Source organism: Halomonas colorata (assembly GCF_014897985.1).
Lineage (GTDB): Bacteria > Pseudomonadota > Gammaproteobacteria > Pseudomonadales > Halomonadaceae > Vreelandella > Vreelandella colorata.
Genome location: NZ_JABUZA010000028.1, coordinates 26,097 through 50,127 on the forward strand (window position 1 = coordinate 26,097; position 24,031 = coordinate 50,127).

A 24,031-nucleotide genomic window follows, 5' to 3' on the forward strand; every position below is an offset into this window, starting at 1 on the left:
CGCTTAACGTGCGCCTACCGCGGTAATACTGGCCGGTAATAAGGCAAGCTGCTCACGATGTTGGCTGAGCGGCTTGCCCGCCAATGCGGTAAGCAGGATTTGCAGCGGGTCACCGTGGCTTACCAGCAAAATTGTTTCATCATGGGTTTGCGCTTCCCAGTGCTCAATCACGGCCATCATTCGCGCCGCCACTGAGCTAACCGCTTCCACCTGGCGGTGGCAATGCTCAGCGTCATGGGCATCCAGCGCCCATACGTCCGGATAATGAATATCCCCCTCGCCTTCGAATTCACCAAAATAGCGTTCACGCAAACGCTCATCCCTGCTCATCTCAAGCTTAAAGGCACTCGCAACACGCGCAGCCGTTTGGGTGGTGCGCAGAAAATCGGAATGAATCACACGGTCAGGCGTTGGCCATGCCCACTTGGCCACCACCTGCGCGAGCTGCTGTTCGCCCATTTCTGAAAGCCCAAAGGCGTCAATACCGCGCTCCGGACTGCTAATAATCAACTTTTGCTGATTCGCCTGGCTATGACCATGGCGCATTAATAAGTAGCGGTTGCGCCAATGGTCGGAGGAGGCAAGAAAAGTGTTTGACATAACTTTGTCACAAACCCTAGATTGAAAGAGTTGATTTTCGAAAACCAATATTTAGGCGGCTAAATGTGCACTTTCGAAAAGCGAGTGTCTCCATGAAGGTGACATAGCGCAGAGAAAAGAACACTTAAGCGCTTATTAGCTACCTTTAATACAACCATTAATAATGCACCAACAAATAGCACGATCATAAACAGCAAGACCATAAAAATAACTTACTAATGAGGTTTTCCATGGCTACGTCGCTTTTTTGCAAGCGCCCGCTTGCGTTACTGACTGCTTCAACGTTACTCCCCCTCGCACTGCTTTCCTCACACGCTTATGCCGAATGTGAGCGCGGTGATCTTGATGCCCTTTACTGTGATGAAAATGGCGATATGGTTGCTGATCGTCCAGCCGATGAGTCGGAATGGGTCAATCCAGATACACTAATTTTTGCTTACACCCCGGTTGAAGACCCGGCGATTTACTCGGATATCTGGCAACCCTTTATCGACCACCTTTCAGAAGTGACCGGTCGCGACGTACGCTTCTTCGCGGTCCAATCCAACGCGGCCCAGGTAGAGGCCATGCGCAGCGGACGCCTGCATATTGCTGGTTTCTCGACGGGCCCCACGCCGTTTGCGGTGAACCTGGCAGGCGCGGTTCCGTTTGCGCTGATGGGCTCTGATGATGGCCAGTTTGGCTACACGCTGCAGCTATTCACCCATGCCGATTCCGATATCCAGGAACTTTCAGACCTTAAAGGCAAGCGCGTTGCCCATACCTCACCCACTTCCAACTCGGGTAACCTGGCGCCTCGCGCGCTGCTGCCGGAGCTCGGCATAACGCCTGAGGAAGATTACGAGGTGGTCTACTCCGGTAGCCACGACCAATCCATGCTGGGCGTTGTGGCACGCGATTACGATGCCGCCCCGGTTGCCTCGGAAGTCGTGGACCGCATGGCCGCGCGAGGGCTTTACGATACCGACGACGTTCGCCTGATTTATGAATCAGACCGCTTCCCCACGACGTCCTACAACTATGCGTACAACCTGCATCCTGATCTGGTTGAAAAAATCGAAGAAGCGTTCTTCAGCTTTGATTTCGTAGGTACAGAGCTTGGCGAAGAGTTTGAAGGCGTTGAGAAGTTTATCCCCATTAACTACAAGGATAACTGGCAGGTTATTCGCACCATCCAGGCCGCCAATGGCGTGAGCTATACGCCTGAAAATCTGGAAGAGTAACACGCACCGCGCCACGGCTGCGTGGCGCGGTTATTCCTAGCAGATGGAAGCGAAAACATGCTGGAAATTAAAAATCTGGTCAAACGTTATGGCCGCGATAAGGCCGTGCTGGAAGGGCTGGATCTGAAGGTAGAGGGCAATAGCGTCGTGTCGATTGTGGGCGCCTCAGGTGCCGGCAAAAGCACCATGCTGCGGTGTATCAATCGCCTGGTAGAACCTACCTCCGGCTCAATCACCTTAAACGGCACCGAACTCGTTAACCTTAAAGGCGCCGACTTGCGCCGCGCCCGCCGCAAAATCGGCATGGTCTTTCAGGGCTTCAACCTGCTCGACCGCCTGACCGTTATGGAAAACGTGCTGGCCGGGCGGCTGGGCTACGTAAACCTCTATCAGGCGATTACCCGCCGCTATCCCCAGGCGGATATTGAGCGTGCGTTCATGTTGATGGAGCGCGTAGGCATTGCCCAGTACGCCAACAAGCGCGCGGATGAGCTATCCGGTGGCGAACGCCAGCGAGTGGGTGTGGTGCGTGCGTTAATGCAGGAACCTGAAGTGTTGTTGGCCGATGAGCCCACCGCGTCGCTCGACCCGCGCACCTCTGAACAGATCATGATGCTGCTGCAGAGCCTGGCAAGCGAGCTGTCGCTGCCGGTACTGATCAATATTCACAACGTCGCCCAGGCCAAAACCTACACCGAGCGTATCGTGGGCCTGCGTCACGGCAAGATGATCTTTGATGGTGTGCCAGCCGATTTCAATAAAGATGCCCTGGACGCCATTTATGGCGGCATCGAAGCACCTGACGAGGCCGTAAGCGACGCCCCTGCCGAGGAGCGCGCCCATGACCCGGCCTGACACTCATGCCACGGTGCCGCGTACTTGGAAAAAGCCGCCGTTTATTGCTAACCCGCTAATTCGTTATGGCATTCTCATTTTAGCGGTCATCTACCTGGTGTGGGCGTTTGGCTCACTGCCGTTTAACTGGGCGCGCATTTCAGAAGGCCTGCCCCGCGCGGCGCGTATTTTCAGCGGCGGGTTTCCGCCCAATCTTGAGCGCTACGAGCTGCTGCTAACGGGCTTTAAAGAAAGCTTTCAGATTGCCATTCTGGCCACCCTTCTGGGCGTTTTTCTGTCGATTCCGTTTGCCGTGATGGCTGCGCGCAATGTCGCCCCCATGCCCATTTATCTGGTGGGTCGCGCGGTGATCATTATCTCGCGCAGCTTTCACCCGGTCATTGTGGCTATCTTGTTTGTGGCAGCCGTCGGCTTTGGCCCGCTGGCAGGCATTTTAACGCTCACCCTCTACTCGATTGGCTTTGTAGGCAAACTGCTCGCCGAAGAGATTGAGGAGATTGACTGGGGGCAGGTAGAGGCGATGCGCGCCACGGGCGCCGGCTACTTGGCAACACTCTTTTATGCCGTATTCCCGCAGATTTTACCGCGCCAGGTAGGGCTTTCCATGTACCAGTTGGACAGTAACCTGCGCGCCTCTGCCGTGGTGGGTATTGTCGGGGCCGGCGGGATTGGCAGCACCTTGATGAACGCCTTTGGGCGCTACGATTACGATTTCGCCTTTGCGATCTTGCTGGTCATCATTGCGGTTATTTTGCTCAGTGAAGGCATCAGCGGCTGGGTAAGGAAAAAAATATGGTAGATCACGCACAAAAGCTCGCCGATCATGTCTGGCAACGTTTTGATCGCAAGGAGCGCCTCATTCGCTACGCCGTACTGCTCGTAACCCTGATGGTAGTGGTATGGGCGGTGCGCGATATCGATATTTTCTGGCCCTGGGTGTGGGATGCGCCCAACCAAATCTCAAACCTTGGCGGCCGGATGTGGCCACCCAGCGCGGCCGGGCTTGGCAATATATTGAACGCGCTGATTGAAACGGTTCACATTGCCACGTTAGCCACCTTTCTGACCATTTTCCTGGCGCTGCCTGTGGCCTATATCGCCGCGCAAAACACCACGCCCAACCGCGCCTGCCTGTGGCTTGGCCGGTTTATTCTGGTCTCTAGCCGCTCGGTGAATACGATTATCTGGGCGCTGCTGTTCGTGGCTATTTTCGGGCCCGGCGTACTGGCGGGCATACTCGCCATCGTGTTTCGCTCGATTGGGTTTATCGGCAAGCTAATGGGCGAAGCCATTGAGGAGATTGATAAGCGGCCAGTTGAGGCCATGGAAGCCACGGGCGCCTCCAAGGCCAAGGTCATCGTCTATGCGATCATGCCTCAGGTCATGCCCGCGTTTTTCGCCATTGTGATTTTACGTTGGGATATCAACATTCGTGAATCTACGGTGCTGGGCCTGGTGGGCGCGGGTGGTATCGGGGTGATTCTGCAAGGCGCGATTGATACCTTTGCCTGGCCGACCGTGGCGACCATCCTGATTGCGATCATTGTGCTGGTGCTGATCGGTGAAGCAATCACCAGCCTGCTGCGGCGTAAAGTGCTCTAGGTACAGTACTCTAGGAGCGTACTCTATATGCTCTACGGGTTGACCGAATGCCAAACGCTTGCCATGGTTAACAGACGCTTAACGACACGGAGGACGTTTAATGATGACAACCTATATCGTGGTAGCTGATGCTGCTCGGGCGCGTATTTTCACCCGTGATGCACTTAATCTGGAGGAAAAAGAGAGCCTGGTTCATGCCGAAGGACGCCTGCATGAAGGCGACCTGATCACTGACAGCGCAGGCGCCGACGTACATGAATCAAGATCGTCGTCATCACGCTCATCCTCTGAAGGGGGCACGGCGTTAAAGCATGAAAATGAACTGTTTGCCAAAGAAGTGACCCAGTGTCTATATAACGCACGCGTCAGTAACAGCATGGAAAAGCTGATTTTGGTCGCGCCGCCCAAGTTCTTAGGCCTGCTACGTGAAAAGCTCGACGCACCGACCCAAAAGCTGGTGACGCACACGTTGGCAAAAGATCTTAGCAAGGCGCCATTGAAAGATATTCAGGAAGCCGTCAGCGACTTGCGTTGAGCGCTTAACGACAATCACCCTATAGTTAACTAAAGTAGCAGTCGCTCTCGCCGATAAGCTTGATAACTTCACTCCGTAGCAGCAGTGCATACGGAAGCTTATCGACACAGAGAGCGACCATGTTTTCCTCCCTTCGAGTACGTATTTTATTAGCCGCACTGGCAGCGATTATTCTTGGCCTAGTGATTAACGGCATCGTCAGTTACATGACGGTAAAACATCACAACAATGTACAGATAGCCAGCAACTTAAAAGCGGTTGTGAGCGGCAATACCCAGGCCTTGAACGAGTGGTTCAATACTCGGCTAAATATGCTGGAAAGCATGGAGACAGCCGCTAACAGTAACGATCCCGGCCCGGCGCTTCGCCAGTTCCTTACCTCGGGTGGGTTTATTTCTACTTATATTGGCTATCCCGATGATGGTTCCATTACCTATGACAACGGAGCATCGCCGAGCAGCGGCTATGACGCGCGCGAACGCCCCTGGTACAAAGCAGCAGTAGCAGCACAGGATACGATTGTTACCGCCCCCTATATTGATGATCAGACAGGCGGGCTGGTCATTACATTTGCCCGTCCGTTCTATCGCAATGCTGAACTCATCAGCGTGGTAGGTGCGGATATTCCTATCGGCAATATTGTCGAAACGGTCACCGGCATTGCGCCGACTCCTGCAAGCTTTGGTTTTCTCACCACTTACGATGGCACATTGATCGCCCACCCCGATACTGGCTTGATCCTCAGCCCGGTCTCCGCCATTAACAGCCAGCTCACGACGGGCTTGATCAATCAATTGACGAGTGCCACCACCCCGCTCCCTCTAACTCTCCAGGGAAGTGACAAGCTATTGCTCGGCCGCGCGATTGGCGGTGAAAACGGCTGGCGTCTTATGGTCGCGTTGGATAAGCATGAGGCAACGGCTGGCCTACGCGCAATCGCCACCTCTTCCATCGTTATTTTAGTGGTTGTGGCGCTATTGACCGCCCTTGCCTTTGGCCTGCTGCTATCACTGCTGCTGCGCCGCCTGCTGATTGTGCGTAACGCCATGGATAATATCGCCTCTGGTGAAGGGGATCTGACCCAACGCCTGCCCGAAGAGGGCGGTGATGAGGTTACTCAAATTGCTCAGGCCTTTAACCGTTTCGTGAGCAAGATGGAAGCGGTATTGATCGATGTACGTAGCAGCAGCGTATCAGTGCACCATGCGGCGACTGAAATCGCCATGGGTGGACAGGATCTTTCCCGGCGTACCGATAACGCGGCTGCCAGCCTGCAGCAAACGTCGGCCTCAATTGAAGAGATTACGAGCACGGTCCAGCACACGGCGGCTTCAGCGCAGGAAGCCAACAAGCTATCGCAAACCGCCTCAGAAGTGGCTAATGAAGGCGGAAAGGTGGTGGCAAACGTGGTGACCACCATGGAAGACATCACTCACGCCTCGGATAAGATCGGCGAAATTGTCACTCTGATGAACAGCATTTCCTTCCAAACTAACCTGCTGGCGCTCAATGCCTCAGTGGAAGCCGCCCGCGCTGGCGAACACGGCCGTGGATTTGCGGTAGTCGCCGATGAGGTGCGCAAATTGGCAGGACGCAGCAGTGATGCCGCCCACGATATCCAAAAGCTGATTGAAGACTCGCAAAGCAGAGTGAATAACGGCACAACCCTGGTACGCGATGCTGGCACCACCATGCAGGATATCGTGGCGCACATTACTCGCGTAACCGATGTGCTTGAAGAAATCACGGCGGCTACCAGCGAGCAGAGTGACGGTATTCATCAAGTCAATATTGCGGTGGCCGAACTGGACCACATGACGCAAGAAAATGCAGCCATGGTAGAAGAATCTACAACCGCCGCAGAGCAGCTGAAAGAGCAGTCCTTGCGTCTTTCCGATGTCGTTGGCAGCTTTACCCTATCAACCCATTCATCGCCCCAAGTAGATGGGCGGCTCGTGCAGCCCCCTTCCCTGCCGCGTTAAGCGGTAACTGAGCATCGAGAGCAACTATAAAAATGAACTTCAAGTCCGTCCGCACGTTGATTACCATTTTAGTAGGTGGCTGTATTCTGCTGGTGGTGACCGCGTTGGTAATCTATTCACTGATTGCCAATGCGCGTTCTCAGGTACTGGTAGAAGACCAGACCCAAGAACTGCTTGAGCGCAATATCGAAGCACGCTTAACGGCCGTTGCCTCAGCGCAGGCAGAGCTTATCCAGGGCCAGTTTGAAAAAACCCTCAAGATTGCCGAAAGCCTGGCCGCCACCAATGCCATGTTGGGCCAGCTGGATGACAACGGCCGACCGGCACTGAACCTGAGCCGCCGCGAAATTTCGCTGCTGGTACGCCAAACGGTGGCTACCAACCCCGAAATACTCGATGCCTATATTGGCTGGGAGCCAAACGCCTTTGGTCTGGATGCACGGTTTGCCGGACGTGAGGGCCTTGGCTACGGTGCCGATGGGCGCTTTCGCCCTTGGTGGTACCGCACCGAGAACGGTGATTTAGCCGCGCTTCCGCTAAGCGACGCTATGGAGAGTGAGGCTATCCAGGCAAGCGGCGTGCGCAGCGGCGAGTACTATCTATGCCCGCGTGAAACGCTAGCCCCCTGTGTCGTTGACCCGTCGCAGTTTGATTACGACGGCGAACTCACGCTGGTCACCTCGTTCAATGCCCCTATTATCGTTGATGGCGAGTTTCGTGGCATTGCGGGCGTTGATTATACGGTCGACTTTATTCAATCGATACTTAACGAGGCCAACCAAACGCTATACAGCGGCGCGGGCGAAATAGCGCTTATCGCTTCGCAGGGAGGCGTTACGGCCTACACCAGCGATGCCTCCCTGGTGGGAAAATCCTCAAGCGAAGCATTTACCTCTTCCCTACAGGGGAATCTTCGCCGTGCCCAACAAGGTGAAGTGGTCCGCAACGTTGACCAGGCGCAGGGCATGATCGAACTCTATTGGCCCTTTACCATCGGCGGCACTGAGGCACCATGGGTGTTGATGCTTCGCTTGCCCGAGCAAGCCGTGTTTGCTGGCTTAAACAACATGCAAGAGCAGATGCAGGAGCAACGCACAGCCTCCACGTTGAGCATGCTTGGCATGGGTCTAGGCATCGCGTTTCTGGGCCTGTTGGCCAGTTGGCTATTGGGAACCAGCATCTCTCGCCCGCTGAAAAACCTGGCCGATCGTATGCGTGACATTGCCTCGGGCGACGGCGACTTGACGCAGCGCCTGCCTGTGCGCGGACGCAATGAAAGCGCCGAACTTGCCATCCAGTTCAACGCCTTTGCCGTTAAAATCCACGATGTGCTGGTCGATGTACGCGCCAGCAGTGAATCCGTTCATCATGCGGCCAACGAGATCACCCAGGGTGGTCAGGATCTTTCACGGCGCACCGACCAGGCCGCGGCCAGCCTGCAGCAAACCTCGACCGCCATGGAGGAGATCAGCAGCACAGTGGGCCATACCTCCAGCGCTTCCACGGAAGCCAGCGGACTTTCTCAAACGGCGTCGCAGCTGGCCTCGCGGACCAATTCGGCGTTTGAGCAGGTGGTGGTCACGATGGATGACATCCGCACGACGTCGGCTGAAATTCAGAAAATTGTAACCGTGATCGACGGCATTGCCTTCCAGACCAACCTGCTGGCCTTGAACGCGTCGGTAGAAGCGGCGCGTGCGGGTGAACATGGCCGTGGGTTTGCGGTGGTTGCCGATGAAGTGCGTAAACTGGCGTCTCGCAGTAGCGACGCTGCCGCGGATATCCGCCAGCGCATTGATGCCTCAACCGGCAAAGTGGAAAGTGGCACCCAGCTGGTCCAGGGCGCTGAAACAGCCATGCATGAGCTGACGGAAAGTGTCACACGCGTCACCCAGATGCTGGCCGAGATAAGCACCGCGGCAAGCGAGCAGAGCGACGGCATCAGCCAGGTCAGCATCGCGGTGAGCGACCTTGACCAGATGACCCAGCAAAACGCGGCGCTGGTAGAAGAGTCCACCACCGCTGCCGAGCAGCTCAAGGATCAGGCCGAGCGTCTCGCAGCACTGGTGGGCGGCTTTACCCTGGCAAGCAATTCAGCTTCTTCAAGCCAACGGCTTATGCCGCCTGCTTCCCTGCTGCGTTAAGCAGTAACTGAGCCCAGAGAGCAATAACAAAAATGAACTTCAAGTCCGTCCGTACGCTGATAGCCACTCTGGTGGGTGGCTGTATTCTCCTGGTGATTGCGGCGCTGGTGATCTACTCGGTGATTGCCAACGCACGCTCCCAGTCGTTGGTGAGAAGTGAAACACAGACGCTACTCGAAAGTAATATCGAGGCGCGTCTCACCGCCATTGCCTCAGGTCAGGCTGAAGAGATAAAGGGTCAGTTGGAGCATGCGCTAACGCTTGCGACTAATCTGGCGCATACCAACGCCATGCTGGGCCAACAGGATGCCGACGGCCGGCCGTTGATGTCCTTGAGCCGGCGTGAGGTATCAATGCTGGTACGTCAAACGGTGGTTAACAACCCTGACCTGCTGGACGCCTTTATTGGCTGGGAGCCAGATGCGTTCGGTAGTGATGCTCGCTTTACTGATCGTGAAGACCAGGGCTATAGCCCCGATGGCCGTTTTATGCCGTGGTGGTATCGCACTAACAGTGGCAGCATTGAAGTTCTCGCGCTGGGCAGTGACATAGAAAACCAGGAACGCGATGCAGACGGCATTCGCCGCGGAGAGTACTACCTGTGCACCAAGGAAACCCAGCGCAGCTGTATTGTCGACCCACACTTGTACGACTATAACGGCGAAACCTTACTGGTGACCTCGTTTAACGCCCCCATTATCGTGGACGGCGAGTTTCGCGGCAGTGCTGGCGTAGACCTCTCGGTTGAATTCATTCAGGGCTTGCTTGAAGAGGCTAACGAAACCCTTTATGACGGCGTTGGCGAAATGGCCCTGGTTGCCGCTCACGGTGCTCTAGCCGCCTATACCGGTGCGCCGGAACGGATGGGCAAGCGTGTAGAAAACGTGCTCGACCCTGAACTTCAGGCCAGCATCGCTCAGGCCCAGCAGGGCGAGAGTGTGCATAAGCTTGATACTGAGCAGGGCATGACCGAACTGTACTGGCCGTTTGCTATCGATGAGAGCGGCCAGCCGTGGGTATTGATGATTCGCCTGCCTGAAAGTGCCGTCATGGCGGGTCTCTATGGTTTGCAAGATCAGCTTAGTGAACAGAGCAAAGCCTCCATGTGGGGAATGATCCTAATGGGGCTGCTGATTGCAGGCCTCGGCCTGTTGGCCAGTTGGCTATTGGGAACCAGCATCTCTCGTCCGCTGAAAAACCTGGCCGACCGCATGCGCGATATCGCCTCCGGCGACGGTGATCTGACCCAGCGGTTGCCGGTGCGCGGGCGTAACGAAAGCGCTGAGCTGGCGATCCAGTTCAACGCCTTTGCCGTTAAAATCCACGATGTGCTGGTCGATGTACGCGCCAGCAGCGAATCGGTCCACCACGCCGCGAGCGAAATCACCCAGGGCGGCCAGGACCTTTCACGGCGCACCGACCAGGCCGCTGCCAGCCTGCAGCAGACCTCGACCGCCATGGAAGAGATCAGCAGCACCGTGGGCCACACCACCAGCGCTTCGCAAGAGGCCAGCGGGCTTGCCCAAACCGCCTCGCAACTCGCCTCGCGCACCAACGGCGCTTTCGAGCAGGTGGTCATCACCATGGACGATATACGCACCAACGCCACCGAGATTCAAAGCATCGTCAGCGTGATCGACAGCATCGCCTTCCAGACCAACCTGCTGGCCCTGAATGCCTCGGTGGAAGCCGCCCGGGCAGGCGAGCACGGTCGCGGGTTTGCCGTGGTGGCAGATGAAGTACGCAAGCTGGCCGGGCGCAGCAGCGATGCGGCGGCGGATATCCGCCAGCGCATCAATGCCTCGTCAGGCAAGGTAGAAAGCGGCACTCAGCTGGTGCACGACGCGGGAAGCGCGATGCATGAGCTATCTGAAAGCGTGACGCGGGTCACCCAGATGCTGGGCGATATCAGTACCGCCGCGCGTGAGCAGAACGACGGTATCAGCCAGGTCAGCATTGCGGTGAGCGACCTTGACCAGATGACCCAGCAAAACGCTGCCCTGGTCGAAGAGTCCACCACCGCCGCCGAACAGCTTAAAGAGCAGGCCGAACGGCTTGCCGAGCTAGTAGGCGGATTTACGCTTGAAGGCGACAGTGCCACCGCCCATTACCGGCTGCCTTCTCCAACCCCAGCAGGTTACTACCCCACTCCATCGATTATCTTGAACGCTTGTCGGGGCCTCGTTATGAGGCCCCTGTTTTAGGTTACACACTTTATCGCCACCTATTTCAGCACCTAGCTAAAGTCGTACTTATCAATGCCGATAGCATGACAACAGATATAGCCCATAAGGCGGCCTCCCTCCGTCGCCCCCCTGCCTTAAAGAGATTTCATTCATGCTGTCATCCCTGCGCTTGCGCATCCTGGTCATCACTCTGGTGGTGATTACTCTTGCATTGACCATCAACGCCGCGGTCAGCTATCTCACCTTGAAGACACATAACGATGAACAGGTGACCCAACAGTTGGCGTCCATCTCCCAAGGGAATGCTCTGGCGATCGAGGAGTGGATTGCTTCCCGTACGGCGATGATAGAGGCAGCGCGTACGCCGTTGCTCAATGGCGACCCGACTTCACCGCTCATCCAGCTCGCCGAGTCAGGCGGGTTTATGATTGCGTTTTTTAGTCAAACCGACGGCACCCACACCACTTCTACCGGATTGGTACCAGGCGGTGATTACGATCCTCGCACCCGGCCCTGGTACCAATTAGCCGTGGCGCAGGATGCAACCACCGTGTCTCCACCCTACGTAGATGCAGATACCGGTAAATTAGTGGTTACTTTTGCAACGCCCGTCAAACGCAATGGAAGCCTTTACGGCGTCATCGGCGGCGATGTGGCGATCGATAATCTGGTCAGTCAGGTCAATGCCATTAGGCCAACACCGTCGAGCTTCGCCTTTTTAAGTAGCGCTGGCGAGACAGTGGTTGCACACCCGGAGGCGGCGCTTACTCTGCAGCCGCTTACCCGGCTTAGCGATACCTTGACGCCCACTACTATCGAGCGGCTAAATGCAACCCGCAATGCTTGGGAACCCATCAAAGTCAATGGCCAGAACAAGCGGATTACGACAACCCCCATTGCAGGTACCGACTGGGAGCTCGGCGTAGCGCTTGATGAGTACGAAGCAACCGCAGGCCTACGCGCTATTATCAAGGTCGCACTGATTACTCTGCTCACCATTATTGCCATCACTGCCGTGCTGCTAAGCCTATGGCTAAAGCGTACTTTCTCTGGCCTTGAGCGCGCACGGGATGCGCTAGATGATATCGCGAGTGGTGAAGGCGATCTGACCCGCCGGCTGCCAGAGCAAGGTCGTGATGAAGTGGCCCAAATAAGTGGTGCCTTCAACCGCTTCGTCGGCAAAATGGAAGCGGTATTGATGGATGTACGCGCAAGCAGTGAATCCGTACATCACGCCGCCAATGAAATCGCTATGGGTGGCCAGGATCTTTCCCGTCGTACCGATAACGCAGCGGCCAGTCTTCAGCAAACGTCCGCTTCGATTGAAGAAATCACCAGTACCGTCCAGCATACGGCGGCCTCGGCGCAGGAAGCCAACAAACTTTCGCAAACCGCTTCAGAAGTCGCTAACGAGGGCGGAAGAGTCGTGGCAAATGTGGTGACCACCATGGAAGAGATCACCCGCTCCTCCGACAAAATCGGTGAGATCGTCACCCTGATGAACAGCATTTCCTTCCAGACCAATCTGTTGGCACTCAACGCCTCGGTGGAAGCTGCGCGCGCTGGCGAGCATGGACGCGGATTTGCAGTGGTGGCTGATGAAGTACGCAAGCTAGCGGGGCGTAGTAGTGATGCCGCCAGTGATATTCAGAAGCTGATCGAAGATTCACAAAACAAGGTAAATAACGGCACGACGTTAGTCCGTAATGCTGGCACGACCATGCAGGATATCGTGGCCCATATCACCCGCGTGACCGATGTTCTGGAAGAGATCAAGGCAGCCACCAGCGAGCAAAGCGATGGTATTAATCAAGTCAACATTGCGGTTGCCGAACTGGATCGTATGACCCAAGAGAACGCAGCCATGGTGGAAGAGTCCACTACTGCCGCTGAGCAACTGAAAGAGCAGGCCGACCACCTGGCGGGCACCATCGGTAGTTTCAAGATGTCACAGGCCAGGCCCGCTGCCCACACCACAGCGCCGATGACGGCCCCGACGAAGAGGCCAGCGCTCGCATCACAGTCCCGGCAGGCACCAGCCGTCACTACCCAGGACGAGTGGGACGAATTCTAACGCAGCGTTCAAGGCACCGGCGGCAGCTCAATATCATCACTGCGCTTGGCGCTAGCGGTCATTTCGCGGCACAGGCGCAGGAACTCGCGTACGCCGGTCGTCAGGTACTTGTGGCGATGCCAGATAAAGGTGAACTGACGCTTTAGATCCAGCTCCGGCGTGGGTAGCGGTACCAGGCTGCCACGCCGGAAGGCATCGCGCAGCGCCAGGCGAGATACGCAGCCGATACCCAGGCCAGACTCCACTGCACGTTTAATCCCTTCGGTATGTTCAAGCTCCAGCAGCGTATTAAAGCGGCTGCGCCGGTGGCGCGCGGCATGCTCCAGGGTCATCCGGGTGCCTGAGCCCTCTTCGCGCATGATCCAGTCTTCGCGCAGCAGTTGCTCAAGCTCAAGATGGTCTTTTCCGGCTAAAGGATGGCGCGGCGAGCAGAACACGCACAGCTCATCTTCGACCCAGGGCTGGCTGATGATCATCTCGTCGTCGCACTGGCCTTCGATCAGGCCCAGATCCAGCGAGTGCTGGCGCACGCTTTCGATAATATGGCGTGTGTTGCGCACCGAAAGGCGCACCCGGCTGCCGGGGTAGCGCTGCATGAAATCGCTGATCAGAAGCGTTGCCAGATAGTTGCCGATTGTCAGGGTCGCGCCTACATCCAACGTGCCTACGCCCTGCTGCCCGCGCAGCAGCTCCTCGATCTCCTCGCCACGGTCAAGCAGAGCAACCGCCTTGGGCAGAAGTTGGAAGCCCAGCGCATTGAGCTTTAAGCGCTTGCCTATGCGGTCAAGCAGCTGGCAATCGAACTGTCTTTCCAGTTCAGCCAGAGCGGTACTCGTAGCCGACTGCGACATGGCCAAGGCGCGGGCGGCGTGAGAGACGCTTTCATGCTGGGCTACCGCTACAAACACTTCCAGCTGGCGCAAGGTGTAGTGCATACAAGGCCTATATCTATTTTAGAGATAAACGTTATCAATATAATTTGCTTAACAGATATACCACTCTTTGCTTAGACTTACTGACAACGTTTTAAGAAATTTTTATTCTTTTTAAGTATATGAGTGGTGAGGCTAACGCTTTATCACCTGAGGGAGAAGTCGGCATGAGTAAGTTTGCGTTAGAAGAAGTACTCAGCGTTCACCACTGGAACGATACCCTGTTTAGCTTCCGCACCACGCGTGAGCGTAGCCTGCGCTTCAAAACTGGCCAGTTCGTCATGATTGGCCTTGAAGTTAATGGCAAACCGCTGATGCGCGCTTACTCCATTGCCAGCCCCAACTACGAAGACCACCTTGAGTTTTTCAGTATCAAAGTGCCCGATGGTCCGCTGACCTCACGCCTTCAGCACCTGAAAGTGGGCGATCAGATCATGGTCAGCCGCAAGCCAACCGGTACGCTGGTTTGCGACGACCTGCTGCCGGGTCGCAACCTGTATATGCTTTCAACCGGTACGGGGCTGGCGCCGTTTATGAGCCTGATTCAAGATCCGGAAGTCTATGAGCGCTACGATAAAGTCGTACTGGTACACGGCGTGCGTGAAGTCTCTGAGCTGGCCTACGCCGACTTTATTACCAAAGAGCTGCCTGCCCACGAGTATCTGGGCGAAGATATCGCCAACAAGCTGGTTTATTACCCCACGGTAACCCGTGAAGAGTTCCACACCATGGGGCGCTTAACCGACCATATTCGCAGCGGTAAAATCTTCGAAGATACTGGCCTTCCGCCGATCGACCCGCGCCAGGATCGCGCGATGATCTGCGGTAGCCCCGCCATGCTGGACGACACCAGTGCGCTTTTGGATGAACTCGGCCTGAATATCTCCCCGCGTATGGGCGAGCCGGGTGATTACGTGATCGAGCGTGCGTTTGTTGAGAAGTGATTTGTTGGTGAAGGGTGAAGGGTGAAGGGTGAAGGGTGAAGGGTGAAGGGTGAAGGGTGAAGGGTGAAGGGTGAATAGAAGATTCTAGCCACTATCGCTAACACCTCATTAACAAAAAGCCCCTGCTGGAAATAATCCACAGGGGCTTTTTCTACTACTCACCACTCACGCCTTACCATTCACCACTCACCATTCACCAGATTAAACCGCATCTTTACCCGTTTCGCCGGTACGGATGCGAATGACCTGCTCAAGCGGCATTACGAAAATCTTGCCGTCACCGATTTTACCCGTGTTGGCAACCTGGGTAATCGCATCAATGACTTGCTCCACCAAATCATCGTCAACGGCTACTTCGAGCTTCACTTTAGGCAGGAAATCCACCACGTACTCAGCACCACGATAAAGCTCAGTGTGGCCTTTTTGACGGCCGAAACCTTTTACTTCTGTGACGGTAATGCCCTGCACGCCGATATCGGAGAGCGATTCACGTACGTCATCAAGCTTAAACGGCTTGATAATGGCTGAGATCAATTTCATTGCGACATCCTCTAGCTTGGTGGCCATTGTCTTGTCTTTTGGGTGCGGCGAAAGCCAGCCACCTCTAACGCTAAGCATACACCGCTACAGGCAGAGAATAAAAAGGCCTTCCTCGAAAGGAAGGCCATAAGGAGCACGCCAGCTCACTTGCTTAGCATTATGCTTATTTCTTAACGCTAAACTCGGGGTAGGCTTCAAGACCGCATTCTGCGATATCCACGCCTTCATACTCTTCTTCTTCGCTAACCCGGATGCCCATGATGGCTTTAAGCACCAGCCAGACCACCAGGCTTGCAAGGAACACCCAGGCAAAGATGCCGACGATACCGATCAGCTGAGCGCCGAAGGAGGCTTCCTCATTAGTGATCGGCACAGCCAGAACACCCCAGATACCTACCACGCCGTGCACTGAAATCGCACCGACCGGATCGTCCAGCTTCAGCTTATCAAGCGTGATGATCGCGATAACCACAATCAAACCGCCCAATGCACCGATAGTTGCAGCCCCTAAACCTGTTGGGGAAAGCGGGTCGGCGGTGATCGCGACAAGGCCCGCAAGCGCGCCGTTGAGCGCCATGGTGAGATCCGCCTTACGGAACCACAGCTTGGCCAGAACCAATGCAGCAATCACGCCGCCAGCCGCAGCAGCATTGGTATTCACAAACACTTGGGCGACGTTGTTGGCCGAGCCGATATCCGACATTTTCAGCTCAGAGCCACCGTTAAAGCCGAACCAGCCCATCCACAGAATAAACGTACCCAGCGTTGCCAGCGGCATGTTGGCGCCGGGGATCGCATGGATAGCGCCATCTTTACCGTACTTGCCTTTCCGTGGGCCGAGCACCAGCACACCGGCCAGGGCCGCCGCAGCGCCGGCCATATGCACAATGCCTGAACCGGCGTAATCCGAGTAACCCACTTCAGACAACCAGCCGCCGCCCCAGGTCCAGTAGCCGGAAATAGGATAGATAAATGCTGTCATCACCACAGCAAACGCCAGGAAGGCCCAGAGCTTCATGCGTTCAGCCACGGCGCCCGACACAATCGACATCGCGGTTGCAACAAACACGACCTGGAAGAAGTAGTCCGCGCGCATGGAGTAGTACGGCGCATCTTCACCGCCGGCCGTCACCGCATCCATGCTGTTTTCAGCGCCAATCAAGAAGCCCAGGCTCGGCAGGAAGCCGCCTTCGCTGCTTGAATACATGATGTAGTAGCCCACCAGTAAGTACATGGTGCAGGCAATGGCGAATAGCGCGATGTTTTTAGTTAGAATTTCCGCGGTATTCTTGGAGCGCACCAGGCCTGCTTCGAGCATGGCAAAGCCCGCGGCCATCCACATGACCAGCACACCGCAAATCAAGAAGTAAAACGTATCGAGCGCGTAGCTCAGATCAGCCAGTTCATTCATTGTTAGTTCCCCGTTGAACTATGAAAGTATCCCTGTCACTCACTGCCTACACAGCGTCTGCGCCGCGCTCACCGGTACGAATACGGATAACGTCCTCAAGCGGGGTGACAAAGACTTTGCCATCGCCAATTTTTCCGCTATTCGCGGCGTTGCAGATAGCGTCGATAACGCTTTCCAGACGCGCATCGTCAACCGCCACTTCCACTTTTACTTTGGGCAGGAAGTCGACAACGTATTCAGCGCCGCGATAAAGCTCGGTATGGCCTTTCTGGCGACCAAAGCCTTTTACTTCCGTGACGGTAATTCCCTGGACGCCGTTATCGGCGAGCGCCTCACGAACGTCGTCAAGTTTGAATGGCTTGATGATGGCGGTGATGAGTTTCATCCCGATCTCCCCTGCTGGATAAGGCCTGCTGGATGTGTAGCGACACGTCGCTAAAAATGGCAATGCCCTACTAATGCGCATACCGTGCCACAGAATTTTTTTATTATTATTTTCATTAACTTATATTTAAAAAATGAAAATCTAAGCACGAAAAAGGAGCATCGCTTGGCTGACGCGGCAAGGCATGCACCAGCACAGCGCAATCAGAATATGCCGCCGCACCAAGAAGAAGCGCAGCGCTTCATTGAAGACAAATCCCTAAAACACGCCATGCAATACATGCGTACTCTTTAAGGGTTGCGTATCCTTGAGAGAGTGCCCACTTTTGTATGACCCCCTATCAAGGAGAGAACGATGGCGCCCCAAGACCGTATTAGCCGATTGGCCCAGCAGATTGGCGATCGTTTACAGAATGCATCACAAGCCCCCGAGGATATTCAGAAAGGTGTACAGCAGGTCGTTCGCGGCGCCTTTGACCGTCTCGAACTCGTCTCTCGGGAAGACTTTGATATCCTGATGGATGTACTGCAGCGCACGCGCTCCCGCGTGGAGGCACTGGAGCGTCAGGTGGCAAACCTGGAAACCACGATTGAAAACCAGAAGTCTGCGCCACAGACGCCCGCGCCCACGGCTTCTGTCGAAGCGACGGAAGAAAAGCCTAAGGCCGACGACACGGCAGCCCCCAGCAAGCCAGCCGCTAGCCGCAATCTGAAAGACGATAAGTAAGGTTACCCTGGCTAACGATGAGAACATTTATCATTGCGTTTCCTCTCGCCAATGATAGGATCACGGTTAACAACAACCTGTTCTCTGGATAACCCATGAACCGCACTATCGTATTAAGCGTCGGTCTTTTGAGCGGCGCTTTTCCTTTGCTGGCCTTTGCACAAACCTCCAATGCACAGACAGCAGCTGCCCACACGAATGAAAGCGCCGCCCAGGAAACGCTAGTCGTCGTAGGCTCGCGTACGCCAACGCATATCAGCCAGATTTCAGGCGCCGTTCATATCGTTGAGAACGAAGAGCTTCAGCAACAGATCAGTACGGGCGGCGACCTGAAAACGGCCTTGGGCAAGCTGGTACCGGGGCTCGATTTTGGCCCGCAGGGCCGCACCAACGCGGGGCAGAACATGCGTGGGCGCAGCGTTCAAGTATTGATTGACGGCGTTTCACTGAACAATTCGCGCGGCTTATCGCGCCAGTTCGATGCCATTGATCCGTTCAATATCGAACGCGTCGAAGTGCTCTCGGGCACCAGCAGCCTGTATGGCGGTGGCGCCACGGGCGGGCTGATCAACATTATTACCAAGCAGGGCGAAAGCGGCGCCCCGCATTTTGAAACCCAGGCTAGTGTCACCGGCGGCTTCAACCACAGCCATGATCTTGATCGTCGCCTCTCCCAGTCGGCCAGCGGCGGTAACGATACGGTACAGGGGCGCATTGGCGTATCGCTGGTCGAAAATGGCCGCCAGTACGACGCCAGAGGCGATGAGATTTTTCCTGATATCGCCCAGAGCGATCTGCAGGACAACCGCAGCCTGGATATTTTAGGCAACGTGCGCGTCGAGCTAAGCGATGAACAGACGCTAACGCTCAGTGGCCAGCTTTATGAGTCAGGCAAGCAGGGCGACCGTGGAGTTTACTATCCCAACCTGGCGGCCGCTGCGCCAAACCTTGACGATGCCGATATCCGCGACGGCTTTACCGCCGACCGCGACCCGCGCACCGACCGCAAAATGTTTAGCGTCAATTATCACCATGCCAATCTGCTGAATCAGGATTTCTATCTTCAGGCATTCCATCGTGAAGAAGAATCCAGTTTCCACCCATTCCCCTACGCAGCCCAAGGCGGTGGCTATTACTTTGCGGCCTCCCAGCAGAACACCACGCTAAGCGGCTTGAAAGGACTTTTCTCGGCGGACCTGACGGACAGCCTTAACCTGACCTATGGCGCCGACCTGGACCGTGAATCCTTCGACGCCACGCAGATGCGCTTTGATCGCGCGGCAAGCGATGCCTCCGGTGGGCTCGTGCAGCGCGCCGACCGTATCACACCGCGCTACCCGGGCTTCGAGATCGATACTCTGGCGCTGTTTGCCCAGAGCGAGTGGTGGGCAACGGATCAGCTCCAGCTCAGCGGCGGCATTCGCCACCAGCGCATGGACGTGGATATCGACGACTTCAACAACGTGCCGGGCGGCTCGAGTGACTACGACGTCACGCTGTATAACGTAAGCGCCCTGTACGACTTCGACAACGGCCACCAGAGCTGGCTGGGCTACTCGGAAGGCTTCGAGTTGCCCGACCCTTCCAAGTACTACGGCCGCGCCGGGCAAACTGTGGCGGACAATCCGTTGGACGGTATCAAGACCCAGCAGGTGGAGCTTGGCTGGCGCTACCGTGGCGGCGACTGGATGACCCAGGCCGCGGTTTACTATGCCTGGTCGGATACCGCCATGGAGCTTGATAGTGACCTGAACGTTACTCAGGTCGACGACGACCGTCGCGATTACGGGCTGGAAGCCTCGGTCACCCGCTTTATCGGCGACCACTGGGAAGTGGGCGGCACGCTGCATACACTCGTCTCAGAGCGCAAGGAAGATGGCCGTTGGCAGGATCGCGGCATTACCGTGGCGCCCTACCCTTCGCAGGATAGCCTGACCGCTCATATTGCCTGGGCAGATAATGATCGAACGCTGCGCCTTCAAGGCAGCCATGCGCGCGATTACAAGGACAGTGACGATGGCCGCATCGACGGCTTCACTACCTTCGACCTGATCGGCAGTCAGGATACCGCGCTGGGTACTCTCAGCCTGGGTATCAGCAACTTGACCGATGAGCAGTATTCAACCCCTTGGGGGCAGCGCGCCGTAGGTTTCTACTCACCCACCTACGGGCCGGCATACCTCTACGATTACCAGGGTCGTGGCCGTACGTTCACACTGGGTTGGTCACTGGATTACTAAGCCATAGGTCAGTCTATCGATGCCGACTATTACGTCTCTCACGCCGTCGACCCTGAGTCAGCTGGGGCATAAGTTCGGCATCGATTACTTACATGCCTATCAAGGGCATGATCACCCCATTGCGCTGGGCAGCGTCAGCGACTTGCCGCTACCCCCTGGCCTGCATCTCACGTTATCCGACCTTGAGGTACGCCAACGCTACGCCTCGCGCTCCACGCAGACGGTGCCGTGGTTTTTATGTGTCGTGATGGAAGGCGGTATTGAGATCGCCCAGGGACAAAAGCGTTTGGTGATTAGCGCCGGTCAGGGGCTATGTGCGCATTTCACGCCGCAGGCACCGCTGATCGTCGAACAGCCCGCTCAAGCACGGCTACGTACGCTGAACATTGCCGTTCTGACCACCGAGCCTTATGCGCTACCCAGCGCTCACGAGCCTCAACTGCACGCCTGGACGCTCCCTCCCGCGCTCTTTGAACAACTGTGTGCCACCCGTGAATTTCCACTCGACGACTGGCGACAGTCGTTAGTCTGGCACGGGCTTGCCTTGCAGCTTCTGGGGCATGGACTACCCCTATCGTCATCCCGCAATATTAAGCCCGCTCCGGGCATTAAGCATCGCGAGCGCGAGCGGCTCGCCCGCTTACATGCCGAGCTACGCGATAACCCCATGATCGATTACCGCCTGAGTGACCTGGCCCGCAGTGCGGCGATGAGCCCCAGCAGCCTGCGGCAAAAGTTTAGCGCGCTTTACGGCTACTCAATATTTGAGCACTTACGCCAATGTCGGCTCCAGCGGGCGTATTGCGTGTTGGAAAAAGGCTATAGCGTCCAGCAGGCAGCCCATACCTGCGGCTATCGCCACGCGACCAACTTTGCCACCGCCTTCAAGCGCCACTTTGGCATCCCGCCCACGGACGTTAATCGGCACGCCTATAAAACGCCCAAGCTGTGAAAGCGGATGTTTTGCTTAAGAGTTAGCATTACGCATATCAGGTTTGGCATCTGGCATAGCTCAGCAAGCCATTAAAGATCAATAATTCTCATTACTATAAACGGTTGAGACTTATTGTCATGCTTATGCGCCAGCACCGCTTCCCCTATCGCTACCTTGCCTTATCCATTGCCCTGGCAGGCGGCTCGATATCCGTCACCTATGCACAAACAGCGCCGGAGTCTTCCCGTCAGTTATCCACGGTGACGGTCACCGCTCAGCAGGCCGCTACCAAGGTAGAAACACCGTTTATTGAAACGCCGCAAAGCGTTTCAACGATTACCCAGGAGCAGATGGAAAATCGTGGGGTAAGTACCGTTCAGCGAGCGACCGATTACACGCCCGGCGTTTATTCGAATCAGGTGGGCGCCTCCAACCGCTTTGACTACCTGGTGCTGCGCGGCTTTTCCGACGGCAGCTTGAGCAATACTTTTCTAGACGGCCTCAAGGTAATGGGCGATGCCAACTCGCACAGTTCCATGCGTATTGAACCGTGGTTTCTGGAAAGCATTGAAGTCGTCCGCGGTCCCGCGTCCGTGCTTTATGGCCGCGCATCCCCAGGCGGCGTGGTGGCACTCAACAGCAAGCGCCCTGAGTTTGAGCAGGGCGGCGAGCTGCGCTTGCGGGCGGGCAACAATCATCAGCGCAGCGCCGCGTTTGACCTTACCGGGCCGATTGGCGAGCAGCAGCGGGTGGCGTTCCGCCTGACCGGTATTGCCAGCGCCGCCGATACCCAGTTCGGCCCTACGGAAGAGCAGCGCTACGCCATCGCTCCGCGTTTGACGTGGGATATGACCGACGACACCAGCCTGACCGTTGAAGCCTACCTGCAGGATGAACCCGAAGGCGGTTATCACTCAGGCGTGCCTTATGAAGGCGCCGTGGTACCCCGCAACGGGCGTAAAATCAGCAATAACTTCTTTGACGGCGAGGAAGACTACGACGCCTATGAGCGCACGCAGCGCATGTTCGGCTACTCGCTTGAGCACCGTTTTAATGACCAGATGACCGGTCGCCAGATGCTGCGTTACCTCAACTCGGACGTAGTACTTAACCAGCCTTACGGCTTTGGCTGGACGTCACCGACCTCCAATGAGCTGAACCGCTACTACTCCGGCAGCGACGAATCCCTTCAAGCCTGGACGATCGATAACCAGCTGGAAGCCCGGCTCAGCGACGGCTTTATGGATCACACGCTGCTCTTGGGGGTGGATTATCAGCAGCGCGAAAACGAGGTTGCCTGGCCTTCCGGCGCCTTTGAACCCATCAACGCGTTTGAGCCGGTCTATGGCACTGGTCCGGTGGCCTTTTACGACCCCATTCGCGAGCGTCATGAAATCGAACAGACCGGCGTTTATTTACAGGATCAAATCGCGCTCGATAACTGGCGTTTCACCCTGGGCGGGCGCTACGACTGGGTCAGTATCGATAACACGGACCTGGATACCGACGCTTCAAGCTCACTCAGCGATACCCAGTTCAGCGGCCGTGTCGGCGTGGTTTACCTGTTCGATAACGGCGTGGCGCCTTACCTTAGTTACTCCACCGCGTTTACCCCCACAAGCTTTGTGGACGCGCGCGGCGATTTACTCGCCCCCATGGAAGGCGAGCAGTGGGAAACCGGGGTGAAATACCAGCCCAGCGGTAGCGCCAGCCAGTACAGCGCGGCACTTTTCCACATCAGCCAGGAAAACGTGGCGACCAAAGAGCAGCCCTCTGACCCGTACCGCGCCGTGGGTGAAATCGAATCCCAGGGCCTTGAGCTGGAAGCCCAGACCCAGCTGACCGAAACGCTCTCGCTACAGGCAGGCTACAGCTTCACTGATATTACCTATGCCAAGAGCGACGACGGCAACCAGGGCAACAACGCCATTTACTCCCCCCGGCACCAGGTGCAGCTATGGGGCCATTATGCAGCCAATAGCGGTTGGCTAAACGGCGTGGATGTAGGCGTTGGGGTACGCCATTACGCAGACATCGCCGCGGACCGCGCCAATACCGAAACCGTGCCCGACTACACTCTGGTGGACGCCACCATCGGCTATGACTGGAGTCATGTCGGCGTTAACGGCGTCGAAACCCGCCTGAACGTCAACAACGTGCTGGATAAAGAATACGTCGCGTCATGCAACTCGCTGGACTACTGCTACTTCGGCGCCGAGCGCGGGATTACCGCAAGCGTTCACTACCGTTTCTAAACACGTTTTATGAAAGCCGCTGAGCCCCGTTGCCCTGTTGTGCCAACGCATCTTCGGGGTTCAGCAAGCGGCATGCTTTCATGCTCAAGCACCCACAGCCGATACAGCCGGTCAGGTTATCGTTCAGCGATTGAAGCCTGGCCATCTTGGCGGCCAGTTCCTTTTGCCACTTCACGGCCACCCGCTCCCAGTCGCGCTTGGTGGCCGTTCGGTTCATGGGCAGACACGCAAGCTCACCGGCGATTTCCTCCAACGTAAACCCCACCGACTGCGCCACCTGAATCAGCGCAATACGCCGCAGCATCGACGGGTGAAAACGGCGCTGGTTGCCGCTGGTGCGCACCGACGCAATCAGCCCACGAGATTCATAAAAACGCAGGGCGGACGCCGCTATGCCGCTTCTTTGCGCCAGCTCACTCACCGTAAGAAATCGTTTCAAACCATCCTCTCTGCTGTCGTCTTG

21 protein-coding genes are annotated in these 24,031 nt (G+C 56.3%); 15 read left to right on the top strand and 6 right to left on the bottom strand.

Annotated elements, in window-relative coordinates:
* Positions 1-3: 3 nt before the first annotated feature.
* On the bottom strand, positions 4-600 hold the full coding sequence (locus INT33_RS13955) for a histidine phosphatase family protein (RefSeq protein WP_192538811.1): 597 nt from the start codon (positions 598-600) through the stop codon (positions 4-6).
* Positions 601-830: 230 nt separating this feature from the next.
* Between INT33_RS13955 and phnD the strand changes: the two genes are divergently transcribed.
* The 9 genes from phnD (at position 831) to INT33_RS14000 (ending at position 13,201) form a co-directional block, all read left to right on the top strand.
* On the top strand, positions 831-1,823 hold the full coding sequence (gene phnD / locus INT33_RS13960) for a phosphate/phosphite/phosphonate ABC transporter substrate-binding protein (RefSeq protein WP_193092185.1): 993 nt from the start codon (positions 831-833) through the stop codon (positions 1,821-1,823).
* Between the two features lie 57 nt (positions 1,824-1,880).
* On the top strand, positions 1,881-2,678 hold the full coding sequence (phnC, locus tag INT33_RS13965; protein WP_192538809.1) for a phosphonate ABC transporter ATP-binding protein: 798 nt from the start codon (positions 1,881-1,883) through the stop codon (positions 2,676-2,678).
* A complete protein-coding gene (gene phnE / locus INT33_RS13970; RefSeq protein WP_192538808.1) occupies positions 2,665-3,477 on the top strand; it encodes a phosphonate ABC transporter, permease protein PhnE in 813 nt (270 codons plus the stop codon). The genes phnC and phnE (INT33_RS13970) overlap by 14 nt, the downstream gene beginning before the upstream one ends.
* The gene (gene phnE / locus INT33_RS13975; RefSeq protein ID WP_192538807.1) at positions 3,471-4,280 is read left to right on the top strand and encodes a phosphonate ABC transporter, permease protein PhnE; all 810 of its coding nucleotides are present in this window, start codon (positions 3,471-3,473) and stop codon (positions 4,278-4,280) included. The genes phnE (INT33_RS13970) and phnE (INT33_RS13975) overlap by 7 nt, the downstream gene beginning before the upstream one ends.
* Before the next feature lie 103 nt (positions 4,281-4,383).
* Positions 4,384-4,815: a host attachment protein gene (locus INT33_RS13980; protein WP_192538831.1), complete on the top strand. Its 432-nt coding sequence runs from the start codon at positions 4,384-4,386 to the stop codon at positions 4,813-4,815.
* Between the two features lie 119 nt (positions 4,816-4,934).
* Positions 4,935-6,797 (top strand): methyl-accepting chemotaxis protein, encoded by a 1,863-nt coding sequence (locus INT33_RS13985; RefSeq protein ID WP_193092186.1) that lies wholly within the window; start codon positions 4,935-4,937, stop codon positions 6,795-6,797.
* Between the two features lie 32 nt (positions 6,798-6,829).
* Entirely contained in the window at positions 6,830-8,941 is a 2,112-nt protein-coding gene (locus tag INT33_RS13990) for a methyl-accepting chemotaxis protein (RefSeq protein ID WP_192538805.1), read from the top strand.
* Between the two features lie 32 nt (positions 8,942-8,973).
* A complete protein-coding gene (locus INT33_RS13995) occupies positions 8,974-11,145 on the top strand; it encodes a methyl-accepting chemotaxis protein (RefSeq protein WP_226940204.1) in 2,172 nt (723 codons plus the stop codon).
* 133 nt (positions 11,146-11,278) lie between these two features.
* Complete coding sequence (locus tag INT33_RS14000) at positions 11,279-13,201, top strand: methyl-accepting chemotaxis protein (RefSeq protein ID WP_193092187.1); 1,923 nt, start codon at positions 11,279-11,281, stop codon at positions 13,199-13,201.
* A gap of 8 nt (positions 13,202-13,209) precedes the next feature.
* Here the strand turns inward: INT33_RS14000 and INT33_RS14005 are convergent, their stop codons facing one another.
* Positions 13,210-14,136, bottom strand: coding sequence for a LysR family transcriptional regulator (locus INT33_RS14005; RefSeq protein ID WP_193092188.1), 927 nt, complete (start codon positions 14,134-14,136; stop codon positions 13,210-13,212).
* Positions 14,137-14,300: 164 nt separating this feature from the next.
* On the opposite strand from INT33_RS14005, the gene INT33_RS14010 reads away from it, so the two are divergent.
* Positions 14,301-15,077: a ferredoxin--NADP reductase gene (locus INT33_RS14010; protein ID WP_018916848.1), complete on the top strand. Its 777-nt coding sequence runs from the start codon at positions 14,301-14,303 to the stop codon at positions 15,075-15,077.
* 201 nt (positions 15,078-15,278) lie between these two features.
* Here the strand turns inward: INT33_RS14010 and glnK are convergent, their stop codons facing one another.
* The 3 genes from glnK to INT33_RS14025 form a co-directional block, all read right to left on the bottom strand.
* Positions 15,279-15,617: a P-II family nitrogen regulator gene (glnK, locus tag INT33_RS14015; RefSeq protein WP_026285650.1), complete on the bottom strand. Its 339-nt coding sequence runs from the start codon at positions 15,615-15,617 to the stop codon at positions 15,279-15,281.
* A 163-nt stretch (positions 15,618-15,780) separates the two neighbouring features.
* Entirely contained in the window at positions 15,781-17,028 is a 1,248-nt protein-coding gene (locus tag INT33_RS14020) for an ammonium transporter (RefSeq protein ID WP_192538801.1), read from the bottom strand.
* 46 nt (positions 17,029-17,074) lie between these two features.
* A complete protein-coding gene (locus tag INT33_RS14025) occupies positions 17,075-17,413 on the bottom strand; it encodes a P-II family nitrogen regulator (RefSeq protein ID WP_018916845.1) in 339 nt (112 codons plus the stop codon).
* Between the two features lie 84 nt (positions 17,414-17,497).
* Here INT33_RS14025 and INT33_RS14030 point away from each other — a divergent pair, with 84 nt between their 5' ends.
* From INT33_RS14030 to INT33_RS14050, 5 genes are all read left to right on the top strand, one after another.
* Positions 17,498-17,707: a hypothetical protein gene (locus tag INT33_RS14030; RefSeq protein ID WP_192538800.1), complete on the top strand. Its 210-nt coding sequence runs from the start codon at positions 17,498-17,500 to the stop codon at positions 17,705-17,707.
* Between the two features lie 60 nt (positions 17,708-17,767).
* Positions 17,768-18,139, top strand: coding sequence for an accessory factor UbiK family protein (locus INT33_RS14035; protein ID WP_192538799.1), 372 nt, complete (start codon positions 17,768-17,770; stop codon positions 18,137-18,139).
* Between the two features lie 95 nt (positions 18,140-18,234).
* A complete protein-coding gene (locus INT33_RS14040; protein ID WP_192538798.1) occupies positions 18,235-20,379 on the top strand; it encodes a TonB-dependent receptor in 2,145 nt (714 codons plus the stop codon).
* Between the two features lie 19 nt (positions 20,380-20,398).
* Positions 20,399-21,331: a helix-turn-helix transcriptional regulator gene (locus INT33_RS14045; RefSeq protein ID WP_193092189.1), complete on the top strand. Its 933-nt coding sequence runs from the start codon at positions 20,399-20,401 to the stop codon at positions 21,329-21,331.
* Positions 21,332-21,450: 119 nt separating this feature from the next.
* Positions 21,451-23,568 (top strand): TonB-dependent siderophore receptor, encoded by a 2,118-nt coding sequence (locus tag INT33_RS14050; protein ID WP_193092190.1) that lies wholly within the window; start codon positions 21,451-21,453, stop codon positions 23,566-23,568.
* Positions 23,569-23,575: 7 nt separating this feature from the next.
* On the opposite strand, the gene soxR is transcribed toward INT33_RS14050, so the two are convergent.
* Positions 23,576-24,007 carry a redox-sensitive transcriptional activator SoxR gene (gene soxR / locus INT33_RS14055; RefSeq protein WP_192538795.1) on the bottom strand — a complete coding sequence of 144 codons (432 nt, stop codon included), beginning with the start codon at positions 24,005-24,007 and terminating at the stop codon, positions 23,576-23,578.
* Positions 24,008-24,031: the final 24 nt, after the last annotated feature.